The following is a 12021-nucleotide window of genomic DNA, read 5'->3' on the forward strand; positions in this document are numbered from 1 at the left end:
CCGGTGCCGGTGCGGCGGCAGGTGCCGGAGCAGCAGCCGGGGCAGGCGCTGCGGCAGGAGCCGGTGCCGGTGCGGCGGCAGCAGGTGCCGGGGCAGCTTCCGCGCCGCCTGCGGCTTCCTCGAGCAGCAGCACGAGCGAGCCTTCGCCGACCTTGTCGCCGACCTTGACCTTCATTTCCTTCACGACGCCCGCATGGGTCGACGGGATCTCCATGCTGGCCTTGTCCGATTCCACCGTGATCAGCGACTGGTCGACCTTGATCGTGTCGCCCGGCTTGACCATCAGCTCGATGATTTCGACTTCCTTGAAGTCACCGATGTCGGGGACTTTGACTTCCACAATGCTCATGTTTGTTAACTCCGTGTTTTTGTCGTTAGCCGTAGAACCGTCATCCCCGCGCACGCGGGGATCCATGCTGAGTAGCGCGAAGTAGCATACATCAGCGCCTTCGGAAACTCAGCATGGGTACCCGCTTTCGCGGGTACGACGAATCAGAGCATTACTGGGTCACAGGATTCGGCTTGTTCGGATCGATGCCGTACTTGGCGATCGCGTCCGCCACCACCTTCGCGTCGATCTTGCCTTCTTCGGCCAGCGACTTCAGCGCGGCGACCGTGATGTAGTAACGGTTCACCTCGAAGAACTCACGCAGCTTGGCGCGGCTGTCCGAACGGCCGAAGCCGTCGGTACCCAGGACCTTGTACGTGCGGCCGCTCGGGATGTACGCGCGGATCTGCTCGGCGAACAGGCGCATGTAGTCGGTCGTCGCGACGATCGGGCCTTCGGAACCCTGCAGCAGCTGGGTCACGTACGGCAGGCGCGGCGCATCAAGCGGGTGCGTAAGGTTCCAGCGGTCGGCGTCCTGGCCGTCGCGGGCCAGCAGCGTCAGCGACGGGCACGACCACACGTCGGCGGCGACGCCCCAGTCGTTCTTCAGCAGCTCGGCGGCAAACACGGACTCGCGCAGGATGGTGCCGGAGCCCATCAGCTGCACACGCTGCTTGGCGTCTTTATCGCCTTCCTGCAGCAGGTACATGCCCTTGATGATGCCCTCTTCCGTACCCGGCTTCAGGCCCGGCTGCTCGTAGTTCTCGTTCATGATGGTGATGTAATAGAACACATCCTCCTGCTTCTCCACCATGCGGTGCAGGCCGTTCTGGATGATCACCGCCACTTCGTGCGCATAGGTCGGGTCGTACGGGACGCAGGTCGGGATGGTCGCCGCGAAGATGTGGCTGTGGCCATCTTCGTGCTGCAGGCCTTCGCCGTTCAGCGTCGTGCGGCCGGCGGTACCCGCCATCAGGAAGCCACGGGCACGGATGTCGCCGGCCAGCCAGGCCAGGTCGCCCACGCGCTGCAGGCCGAACATCGAGTAGTACGTGTAGAACGGGATCATCACGCGGTTGTTCGTCGAGTACGACGTCGCCGCGGCGATCCACGAGCACATGCCGCCCGCTTCGTTGATACCCTCTTGCAGGATCTGGCCCGCCTTGTCTTCGCGGTAGTACATCACCTGGTCCTTGTCGACCGGCTCGTACAACTGGCCCTGCTGGTTGAAGATACCGATCTGGCGGAACAGGCCTTCCATGCCGAATGTACGCGATTCGTCGACGAGGATCGGGACGATGCGCTGGCCGATGGCCGGATCCTTCAGCAGCGCGGTCAGCGTACGCACATAGGCTTGCGTCGTCGAGATCTCGCGGCCGGCGGCGGTCGGGTCGGTGACGGCCTTGAAGCTCGACAGCGGCGGGACCGGCAGCTTCTCGTCGGCCTGCTGGCGGCGCTGCGGCAGGTAGCCGCCGAGGGCCTTGCGGCGCTCGTGCAGGTATTTCATTTCAGGCGCGTCGTCGGACGGCTTGAAGAACGGGATGTCGGCCAGCTTGTCGTCCGGGATCGGGATGGCGAAGCGGTCGCGCATTTCGCGGATGGCTTCGTCGTCCAGTTTCTTGGTCTGGTGCGCCGTGTTGCGCGCCTCGCCCGACTTGCCCATGCCGAAGCCCTTGACGGTCTTCACGAGCAGCACGGTCGGGGTGCCCTTGTTTTCCTGGGCGTTCTTGAAGGCCGCGTAGATCTTGTGCGGATCGTGGCCGCCGCGGGTCAGGCGCCAGATGTCGTCGTCGGTCATGTTCGCGACCATCTTCAGCAGCTCGGGGTGCTTGCCGAAGAAGTGCTTGCGCACGTACGCGCCGTCTTTCGCCTTGTAGTTCTGGTATTCGCCGTCGACGGTTTCCATCATCACGCGCTGCAGGATGCCGTCCTTGTCCTTGGCCAGCAGGGCGTCCCAGCCCGGGCCCCAGATGACCTTGACGACGTTCCAGCCGGCGCCGCGGAAGTCCGCTTCCAGTTCCTGGATGATCTTGCCGTTGCCGCGCACCGGGCCGTCCAGGCGCTGCAGGTTGCAGTTGACGACCATGACGAGGTTGTCCAGCTTTTCGCGCGCGGCCATGCCGATCGCGCCCATCGATTCCGGCTCGTCCATCTCGCCGTCGCCGCAGAAGACCCAGACCTTGCGGTTGTCGGTCTTGGCGATGCCGCGGGCTTCCAGGTACTTCAGGAAGCGTGCCTGGTAGATCGCCATGATCGGGCCCAGGCCCATCGACACGGTCGGGAACTGCCAGAAGTCCGGCATCAGTTTCGGGTGCGGGTACGACGACAGGCCCTTGCCGTCGACTTCCTGGCGGAAGTTCAGCAGTTGCTCTTCGGAGAGGCGGCCTTCCAGGAAGGCGCGGGCGTAGATGCCCGGCGACGAGTGGCCCTGGATGTACAGCAGGTCGCCGCCGTGGTCTTCGGTCTCGGCGTGCCAGAAGTGGTTGAAGCCAATGCCCAGCATGTTGGCCAGCGAGGCGAACGACGAGATGTGGCCACCGAGGTCGCCGTCGAGGCGGTTGGCCTTGACGACCATCGCCATCGCGTTCCAGCGCATCCACGAGCGCAGGCGCTCTTCGTATTCCAGGTTGCCGGGGCAGTGCGCTTCCAGGTGGGCCGGAATCGTGTTCACGTAGGCGGTGTTGCTCGAGAACGGAACGTGGGCGCCGCGGCGGCGCGCCAGATCGACCAGGCGCTCCAGCAGGTAGTGCGCGCGATCGGTACCTTCGAATTCGATGACCGCTTCAAGCGCGTCGAGCCATTCCTTGGTCTCGAGCGTATCCGGGTCGTTGGCGGCTTGTGCCGTCAACTGGTCGAGTTGAGCTGACATTTGCTACGTCTCCTTGAGTGTGGTGCCCCACCCGATCCCGTTTATCCCGGACGTTTGGTGGCGAAAAGACTATCCCTTGAATAAAGCGTGTCGATTCTACCAGTGGAACACTCAATTTTCAAAATATGATATTCAATTTCATAATGTGAGATGAAGGCCATGTAGGACGCATGAAATACGGGTTCCGCCCGACACAGGCACGTCGATAAATATGACAACGAACGCCTCCGGGCGGCGCGCGATACCCTCGTGGGCGCTTATAATTTCGTTTTTTTCCAGCACACGAGCCCCCGCCATGACCGCCCAATTGATCGATGGAGTCAAACTTTCCCAACAACTGCGCGCCGACATCGCCGCCCGCACCGCCGCCCTCACCGCTGCCGGCCACCAGCCCGGCCTGGCCGTGATCATCGTCGGCGACGATCCGGCCAGCCATGTCTACGTGCGCAACAAGGTCAAGGCCTGCGGCGACGTGGGTTTCCACTCCGTGCTGGAAAAGTACGAGGCCGATTTCTCCGAGCAGGCCCTGCTCGACCGCATCGCCGCCCTGAACGCGGATCCGGCCATCCACGGCATCCTCGTGCAGATGCCGCTGCCGAAGCACATCGACGCATCGAAAGTCATCGAAGCCATCGCGACCAGCAAGGACGTGGACGGCTACTCGGTGCTGTCCGCCGGCGAACTGATGGCCGGCCTGGAAGGCTTCCGCCCGTGCACCCCGTACGGCTGCATGAAGCTGATCGAGACGACCGGCGTGAACCTGCGCGGCAAGCATGCCGTCGTGATCGGCCGCAGCAACACGGTCGGCAAGCCGATGGCGCTGCTGCTCTTGCAACAGAATGCCACCGTCACCATCTGCCATAGCGGTACGCCGGACCTGGGCTACCACACCCGCCAGGCAGACGTCGTCGTGGCCGCCGTCGGCCGCCGCAACACGCTGACGGGCGACATGGTCAAGCCGGGCGCCATCGTCATCGACGTGGGCATCAACCGCAACGACGAAGGCAAGCTGTGCGGCGACGTCGACTTCGACAGCGTCAAGGAAGTCGCCGGCCACATCACGCCGGTGCCGGGTGGCGTGGGTCCGATGACCATCACCATGCTGCTGCAGAATACGCTGGAGTCGGCCGAGCGCGTGGCCAAGCGCGCATAAGCGCCGTAAATGGCTGGCCCGGGTAAGATGGCGGTGAGATTGAATATCAAAGGAATCAGAACATGACGACCGAAACGACCAATCCCCTCCTCGACTTTTCCGGGCTGCCCCGGTTCGACCTGATCCGTCCCGAGCATGTGACGCCGGCGATCGAGCAACTGATCGCCGAAGCACGCACCGCCGTGACCCAGGCCGAAGCACCTACGCAAGGCGCGGTCACGTGGGACAATTTCGTCGTCCCGCTCGAGGAAGCGACGGAACGCCTGGGCCGTGCCTGGGGCGTGGTCAACCACCTGAACCACGTGATGGACACGCCCGAGCTGCGTGCCACCTACAACGAGAACCAGCCGAAGATCACCGAGTTCTGGACGGAGCTGGGCCAGAACGAAGCGCTGTTCGACAAATACAAGCAGCTGCGCGCGAGCGCCGACTTCGCGAACCTGGCGCCCGCCCGCAAGCGCATCGTCGAGAACGCCCTGCGCGACTTCCGCCTGGGCGGCGCCGAGTTGCCGGAGAAACAGAAGGAACGCTTCGCCGAGATCCAGGAAGAGCAGGCAAAACTGTCCACGCGCTTCTCGGAAAACGTGCTGGACGCGACCAACGACTACAAACTGCTCGTCGCCGACGAAGCCGACCTGTCCGGCCTGCCGGACGACGTCAAGGCGGCCGCGCGCGCCGCGGCGGAGCGCGACGGCAAGACGGGCTGGCAATTCAGCCTGCACTTCCCGTCCTATTTCCCGATCCTGCAATTCGCCGACAAGCGCGAGCTGCGCGAACAGATCTACCGCGCCAACGCCACCAAGGCATCCGAGATGGGCGCCGTGTTCTCCGAGCTGGAAAAGTGGGACAACACGGGCAATATCGCCCAGCTGCTGAAACTGCGCGACGAGGAAGCGAAGCTGCTCGACTTCCAGAGCTTCGCCCACGTCTCGCTCGAACCGAAGATGGCCGAGACGCCGGAACACGTGATCGAGTTCCTGGAAGACCTCGCCCGCCGCGCCCGTCCGTACGCCGAGAAGGACCTGGCCGAGCTGCGCGCGTTCGCGAAGGACGAACTGGGCATCGCCGACATGCAGGCGTGGGACGTGACCTATGCGTCGGAAAAGCTGCGCGAGAAGCGCTACGCGTTCTCCGCGCAGGAAGTGAAGGAATACTTCCCGGAGACTAAGGTCGTCGCCGGCCTGTTCGGCCTGATCTCGAAGCTGTTCGACGTGACGATTTCTCCGGACGACGCGCCGGTCTGGCATCCGGACGTGCGTTTCTTCCGCATCGAGAAGAACGGTCAACTCATCGGCCAGTTCTACCTCGACCTGTACGCGCGTCCGGGCAAAGGCCAGGGCGCGTGGATGGACGACGCGCGCGGGCGCAGGCTCACCACGGGCGGCATCGTGCAGACGCCGATCGCGTACCTGACCTGCAACTTCACGCCGCCGGCGGAGGTCGACGGCAAGCTGCAGCCGTCACTGTTCACGCACGATGAAGTGACGACGCTGTTCCACGAATTCGGCCACGGCCTGCACCACATGCTGACGGAAGTCGACGAGCTGTCGGTGTCCGGCATCTCGGGCGTGGAATGGGACGCCGTCGAGCTGCCGTCGCAGTTCATGGAAAACTTCTGCTGGGAGTGGGACGTCCTGCAAGGCATGACGGCGCACGTGAAGACGGGCGAGCCGCTGCCGCGCACGCTGTACGACAAGATGCTCGCGGCGAAGAACTTCCAGTCCGGCATGCAGACGCTGCGCCAGGTCGAGTTCTCGCTGATCGACATGCACCTGCACTACGACTTCGACCCGACCAGCCAGAAGACCGTGCAGGCACTGGTCGACGAGGTGCGCACCAGGTTCGCCGTGCTGATCCCGCCGTCGTTCAACCGCTTCCAGCATTCGTTCGGCCACATCTTCGCGGGCGGTTACGCGGCCGGCTATTACAGCTACAAGTGGGCCGAGGTGCTGTCGGCGGACGCGTATGCCGCGTTCGAGGAAGCCGTCGAAGCGGGCGGCGGTTCGCTGCTCGACGAGACGGGCAAGCGCTTCCACCGCGAGATCCTGGCCGTGGGCGGCTCGCGCCCGGCGCTCGAATCGTTCAAGGCCTTCCGCGGCCGCGAACCGAAGATCGACGCGCTGCTGCGCCATAACGGGATGCAGGCCTGACGCAGATGGGCGCCGCCGCCGCCCTCCTCGTCGTGTCCGCCGCGGCCGCAGCTGCCGCGCACGGCCAGACGTACAAATGGAAGGACGCGGCCGGCGTGACGCATTACAGCGATACGCCGCCGGCCAAGGGGACGGCGCAGGTGCTGCGCCCCGACAGCCGGCCGGAAGCGACGCCGTCGCTGCCTTACGAACTGGCGCGCGCCGTCAAGCTGCACCCCGTGACCCTGTACACGACGGCGCGCTGCGACGCCTGCGACCAGGGCCGCGCCCTGCTGCGCGCGCGCGGCATCCCGTTCGCGGAAAAGACCGTGAACACGGCGGAAGACCGCGAGCAGCTGCAGCGCGCCGGCGGCAAGGACGAGCTGCCGCTGCTCGTCGTCGGCAACCGCCCGGTGACCGGGTTTGCGGCCGGCACGTGGAACGAAGCGCTGGATGCCGCGTCGTATCCACGCAGGTCCGTACTCCCGCCGGGCTACCGGACCGGCGCCAGCGAGGCCGCCGCCCCGGTGCCGCCGCCACGACTGCCGGCGGCACCGGCGCCGGACGAAGCTGCCGCGCAGGCGGAGCGGCAGCAACCGCGCCGGCAGCCGCAGCCGAAGAAAACGCCACCGGATTTCCAGTTCTGATGACTCCGACTTCCATGACCCGGATCGACTTCCACACCAACATCCCCGACAAGCTCAGCTACGTCTGCCGCCTCGCGCGCAAGGCGTACGCGGCGCGCGCGAAGCTCGTCCTGCTGGCCGACAGCCCGGCGCAGGCCGAAGCCCTGAACGAGGCGCTGTGGACGCTGTCCGGCACCGACTTCATCCCGCACGTGATGGCGGGCGATCCCCTCGCGCCGGAGACGCCGGTGATCGTCACCGCCGACGAACGCGTCGAGCTGCCGCACCGCGACATGCTCGTGAACCTGACGCGCCGCACGCCGGCCGGCTTCGAGCAGTTCGCGCGCGTGTTCGAAATCATCTCGACGGACGAGGAAGACGCCGCCGCCGGCCGCGCGCGCTACGTCGCCTACAAGAAGCAGTCCTATCCGTTGACCCACTTCGTGGCGGGGCAATCATGAGCGATATTCCCTTCAACGACGAAAGCATCCCCGTCCTCACCGAGGTCGTGGCCGAGGTCGTGCCCGAAAGCGCGGCGGCACCGGCCGTGGAAGCACAGCCGGAACCGGAGCAGCCCACCCGGCGCGAGCTCGACGACAACGCCTGGCGCGCCCTCGAGGAACGCCTCGTCGCGCGCGTGCTCGACCGGTTGCAGGACCGCGTCGAACTGGTACTGGAAGACCAGGTCCGCAGCAGCATGGCGCCCGTGCTGGACCACGTGGTGACGCGGCTCGCGACGGAATTGCGCGACGGTCTGCAGGTGACGGTCGAGCAGGTCGTCGCGCGCGCCGTCGCGCAGGAACTCACGCACCTGCGCTCGCGCGACTGAACGCTATCGCTCTCGCCATTAGAACGCTTTGCGCGCAGCGTAAATTAGAGTAACTTTGCTCGGCGCACATAACATTCTTCCTGGAGAGAACATGCAGGTCACTACGAAACTCATTCCCTTCGCCATTGCCCTCGCCTTCGCGGGCACGGCGAGCGCGCAGCAAGTGGTCAAGATCGGCCACGTGGCGCCGATCTCCGGCCCCAGCGCCCACCTCGGCAAGGACAACGAGAACGCCGCACGCATGGCGATCGACGAGCTCAACGCGAAGGGCGTCACGCTGAACGGCCAGAAGGTCACGCTGCAACTGATCTCCGAAGACGACGGCGCCGATCCCAAGCAGGGCACGGCGGTGGCGCAGAAGCTCGTCGATGCGAAAGTCAACGGCGTGATCGGCCACCTGAATTCCGGCACCACCGTGCCCGCGTCGAAAATCTACAACGACGCCGGCATCGTGCAGATCTCGCCCGCCACGACGGCTCCCGTCTACACGCGCCAGCACTTCCCGGGCGCATTCCGCGTCGTCGCCAGCGACGCCAAGCTGGGCAGCACGCTGAGCAAGTACGCGATCGACACGCTGCACGCAAAGAACATCGCCATCATCGACGACCGCACGACATACGGCCAGGGCGTCGCGGACGAGTTCGCGAAGGGCCTGAAAAAGCCGGGCATCAAGGTCGTCGGCCGCGAATTCACGAGCGCCACGGCCACCGACTACACGGCGATCCTCACGTCGATCAAGGCCAAGAAGCCGGACCTGATCTTCTTCGGCGGCATGGATTCCGTCGCGGGCCCGATGCTCAAGCAGATGAAGGCGCTCGGCATCACGGCCGTGTTCATGGGCGGCGACGGCATGTGCACGGACGCGCTGGGCCGCCTGGCCGGCGACGGCCTCGGCGAAGGCAAGGTCTATTGCGCGGAAGCGGGCGGCGTGAAAGGTCCGCAGGAAAAAGTCATGGAAGACTTCCGCGCGCGCTACAAGAAGAAGTTCAACATGGACGTGCAGCTGTACGCGCCGTACGTCTACGATTCCGTGATGGTGATGGCAACGGCGATGCAGAACGCGAAATCGGCCGATCCCGCCAAATACCTGCCGGTCCTCAAGAACATCAAGTACGAGGGCGTGACCGGGACAATCCAGTTCGATGCGAACGGCGACATCAAGGATGGCGCGCTGACCCTGTTCACCTACAAGGGCGGCAAGCGGACCAAGCTGGACGTGATCCGCTGAGCGCAATAAAAAAGCGCGCCTGCACATGCATGGCGCGCTTTTTATTGAGCGTCGGATCGCGGGGTTATTTCTGCGCCAGGACCCATTTGACCAGCGTGTGCGCTTCCGCTTCGCTGACTTGCGGGTTGGCCGGCATCGGGACCGGACCCCAGACACCCGAACCACCCTTCAGGACCTTGGCAACCAGCTTGCCTTCGGCATCTTTCTGGCCTGCGTATTTGGCGGCGACGTCCTTGTAGGCCGGGCCGACCAGCTTGGTTTGCACGGAGTGGCAAGCCATGCAATTCTTGGCCTTCGCCAGGGCGGCCGCGTCTTGCGCGAAGGCGCCGGTCGAAGCCAGGGCAGAGACTGCAGCAAACAACATCATGGTACGTTTCATCGACTCTCTCCAGTTGGGGGCATTTCTTTAATTCGAATTCTATCGTGTTTCCCAGCGCATAGCGGCTTGGACATACTTGGTAACGGATGATACAGATTGTCGTTGACCAGATGGCAGTATTCCGTTGCTTATCAGCAGCACTGTTGTAACATGGCCGCTCGAAAGGAATTCCGTCATGCCCCTGATCCTGCTGATCCTCGTCCTCGTCGTCCTGCGCTATTTCGAGGTCTGGCGCTTCGCCGAACTGTCCTGGTGGTGGATCGTCGGCCTGATGGTCGCCGGTTTCATCTGGTTCGAGTTCATCGAAAAGATGCTGGGCCTCGACAAGCGCAAGGCCCACGACCTCGACGAAAAGCGGCGCAAGGAGCGCGTCAAGCAGAGCTTCGGCAAGCGCAAATAAGGCGCAAGTCGTGCGCCCGGGAGCTTAGTGGCGTATAGCGCATGTTCGATCGGCGTATGAACGCGTCAGCAGGTCACCGCCCCCTTGCTCGCCGGCTGCGCAAGCGCCGCAAACTTGGCCAGCACCCCACGCGTATAACGCGGCGCCGGCCGCACCCACGCCGCGCGCCGGCGGGAGATCTCGTCGTCCGGCACGTTCAGCTGGATCAGCTGCCGGTGCGCGTCGATCGTGATCGAATCCCCTTCCTGCACGAGCGCGATCGTGCCGCCCTCGAACGCTTCCGGCGCCACGTGGCCCACGACCATCCCCCACGTCCCGCCGGAAAAGCGACCGTCCGTGACCAGCCCGACGGATTCGCCGAGTCCCTTGCCGATCAGCGCTGCGGTCGGCGCCAGCATCTCCGGCATGCCGGGGCCGCCGCGCGGGCCCAGGTAGCGCAGCACGAGCACGTCGCCCGGGTTGATCTTGTTCGCGAGGATCGTGTCCATCGCACTGTACTCGTCGTCGAACACGCGCGCCGGCCCCGTGATCACGGGATTCTTCAGGCCCGTGATCTTGGCCACGCAGCCCTCCGGCGACAGATTCCCCTTCAGGATCGCCAGGTGGCCTTCGCTGTACAACGCCCGGTCCAGCGGGCGGATGACGTCCTGGCCTTGCGCCGGCACGGACGGCACGTCCGCCAGTTCCTCCGCCAGCGTGCGGCCCGTGATGGTGATGCAGTCGCCGTGCAGCAGGCCCGCGTCCAGCAGCAGCTTCATCACCTGCGGGATGCCGCCCGCCTGGTGCAGGTCCGTCGCGACGTATTCGCCCGACGGCTTCAGGTTGCAGATCACGGGCACCTTGCGGCGCACTCTCTCGAAATCGTCGATCGTCCATTCCACCTCGGCCGCGTGCGCGATGGCGAGGTAGTGCAACACGGCGTTCGTCGAGCCGCCGGTCGCCATGATCACCGCCACCGCGTTCTCGATCGATCGTCTCGTGATGATGTCGCGCGGCTTCAGGTCGCGCTTGACGGCTTCCACGAGCACGCGCGCCGACTCCGCCGCCGATCCCACCTTCTCGTCGTCCGGATTGGCCATCGTCGACGAGTACAGCAGCGACATCCCGAGCGCCTCGAACGACGACGACATCGTGTTCGCCGTGTACATGCCGCCGCACGACCCGGACGACGGGCAGGCATTGCGCTCGATGCCGTCGAAATCCTCCTGGCTCATGCGCCCCGCCGTGAATTCGCCGACGGCCTCGAACGCCGACACGATCGTCAGGTCCTTGCCCTTCCAGTGCCCCGGCCTGATCGTGCCGCCGTACACGTAGATGCCGGGGACGTTCGTGCGCGCCAGCGCGATCATCCCGCCCGGCATGTTCTTGTCGCAGCCGCCGATCACGACGACGCCGTCCATCCACTGGCCGTTGACGCACGTCTCGATGCAGTCGGCGATCACCTCGCGCGAAATCAGCGAGAACTTCATGCCCTCCGTCCCCATCGACATGCCGTCGGAAATGGTGGGGGTGCCGAACACCTGCGGATTCGCACCGGCATCGCGGATGGTGGCGATGGCCACGTCGGCCAGTTTCTGCAGGCCCGAGTTGCAGGGCGTGATCGTGGAATGGCCGTTGGCGACGCCGATCATCGGCTTGTCGAAATCCTCCTTGCGATAGCCCATCGCGTAATACATCGAGCGGTTCGGGCTGCGGGCGACGCCTTCGGTCACGTGGCGGGAACGGCGGTTGTAAGGCATGGTCGGCTCCTGATGGGACGATTTTCCCAGCATGCCGCGCGGACCGGCTCGCGTCAAATGGGCGGTCACGCGTGCTTCTGATATGCTGCGCGAATCACAGACACGCCACCCATACGATGAACATCGAAACGCGCCAGCTGCGCTACTTCGTCACCGTGGCCGAGGAATTGCATTTCGGCCGCGCCGCCGCGCGCCTGCACATGACGCAGCCGCCGCTGTCGCAGGCGATCGCCGCGCTGGAGGACGGCCTCGGCACCGCGCTGTTCCTGCGCAACCGCCGCACGGTCGCGCTGACGCCGGCCGGGAGCGCCCTGCTGCCCGAAGCCCGCCGCATCCTGAAC

Annotated in this window: 12 protein-coding genes; 8 read left to right on the forward strand and 4 right to left on the reverse strand. The window is 65.0% G+C overall.

The window, feature by feature from the left end:
- Positions 1-349 (reverse strand): biotin/lipoyl-containing protein (locus ACEN88_RS14185; RefSeq protein WP_413340514.1); only part of this gene is annotated, 349 nt, incomplete at its 3' end.
- Positions 350-500: 151 nt separating this feature from the next.
- Positions 501-3197: a pyruvate dehydrogenase (acetyl-transferring), homodimeric type gene (gene aceE, locus ACEN88_RS14190; RefSeq protein ID WP_413340516.1), complete on the reverse strand. Its 2697-nt coding sequence runs from the start codon at positions 3195-3197 to the stop codon at positions 501-503.
- Positions 3198-3492: 295 nt separating this feature from the next.
- Here aceE and folD point away from each other — a divergent pair, with 295 nt between their 5' ends.
- From folD to ACEN88_RS14220, 6 genes are all read left to right on the forward strand, one after another.
- Complete coding sequence (gene folD, locus ACEN88_RS14195; protein WP_413340518.1) at positions 3493-4350, forward strand: bifunctional methylenetetrahydrofolate dehydrogenase/methenyltetrahydrofolate cyclohydrolase FolD; 858 nt, start codon at positions 3493-3495, stop codon at positions 4348-4350.
- A gap of 62 nt (positions 4351-4412) precedes the next feature.
- Positions 4413-6500, forward strand: coding sequence for a M3 family metallopeptidase (locus tag ACEN88_RS14200; protein ID WP_413340520.1), 2088 nt, complete (start codon positions 4413-4415; stop codon positions 6498-6500).
- A 5-nt stretch (positions 6501-6505) separates the two neighbouring features.
- Positions 6506-7126: a DUF4124 domain-containing protein gene (locus ACEN88_RS14205; RefSeq protein ID WP_413340521.1), complete on the forward strand. Its 621-nt coding sequence runs from the start codon at positions 6506-6508 to the stop codon at positions 7124-7126.
- Positions 7127-7140: 14 nt separating this feature from the next.
- A complete protein-coding gene (locus tag ACEN88_RS14210; protein WP_371763964.1) occupies positions 7141-7566 on the forward strand; it encodes a DNA polymerase III subunit chi in 426 nt (141 codons plus the stop codon).
- The gene (locus ACEN88_RS14215; RefSeq protein WP_413340523.1) at positions 7563-7934 is read left to right on the forward strand and encodes a hypothetical protein; all 372 of its coding nucleotides are present in this window, start codon (positions 7563-7565) and stop codon (positions 7932-7934) included. The genes ACEN88_RS14210 and ACEN88_RS14215 overlap by 4 nt, the downstream gene beginning before the upstream one ends.
- A 91-nt stretch (positions 7935-8025) precedes the next feature.
- Positions 8026-9162 (forward strand): branched-chain amino acid ABC transporter substrate-binding protein, encoded by a 1137-nt coding sequence (locus ACEN88_RS14220; RefSeq protein WP_413340526.1) that lies wholly within the window; start codon positions 8026-8028, stop codon positions 9160-9162.
- A gap of 64 nt (positions 9163-9226) precedes the next feature.
- Here the strand turns inward: ACEN88_RS14220 and ACEN88_RS14225 are convergent, their stop codons facing one another.
- Complete coding sequence (locus tag ACEN88_RS14225; RefSeq protein WP_259449906.1) at positions 9227-9541, reverse strand: c-type cytochrome; 315 nt, start codon at positions 9539-9541, stop codon at positions 9227-9229.
- A 175-nt stretch (positions 9542-9716) separates the two neighbouring features.
- Here ACEN88_RS14225 and ACEN88_RS14230 point away from each other — a divergent pair, with 175 nt between their 5' ends.
- The gene (locus tag ACEN88_RS14230) at positions 9717-9941 is read left to right on the forward strand and encodes a TIGR04438 family Trp-rich protein (RefSeq protein WP_413340530.1); all 225 of its coding nucleotides are present in this window, start codon (positions 9717-9719) and stop codon (positions 9939-9941) included.
- 65 nt (positions 9942-10006) lie between these two features.
- Here the strand turns inward: ACEN88_RS14230 and ilvD are convergent, their stop codons facing one another.
- Positions 10007-11680 carry a dihydroxy-acid dehydratase gene (gene ilvD, locus ACEN88_RS14235; protein ID WP_413340532.1) on the reverse strand — a complete coding sequence of 558 codons (1674 nt, stop codon included), beginning with the start codon at positions 11678-11680 and terminating at the stop codon, positions 10007-10009.
- Positions 11681-11796: 116 nt separating this feature from the next.
- On the opposite strand from ilvD, the gene ACEN88_RS14240 reads away from it, so the two are divergent.
- Positions 11797-12021: LysR family transcriptional regulator (locus ACEN88_RS14240; RefSeq protein ID WP_413340534.1), on the forward strand; the 225-nt coding region annotated here is incomplete at its 3' end.

The sequence above is a fragment of the Massilia sp. CT11-108 genome (assembly GCF_047302915.1).
GTDB lineage: Bacteria > Pseudomonadota > Gammaproteobacteria > Burkholderiales > Burkholderiaceae_D > Telluria > Telluria orientalis.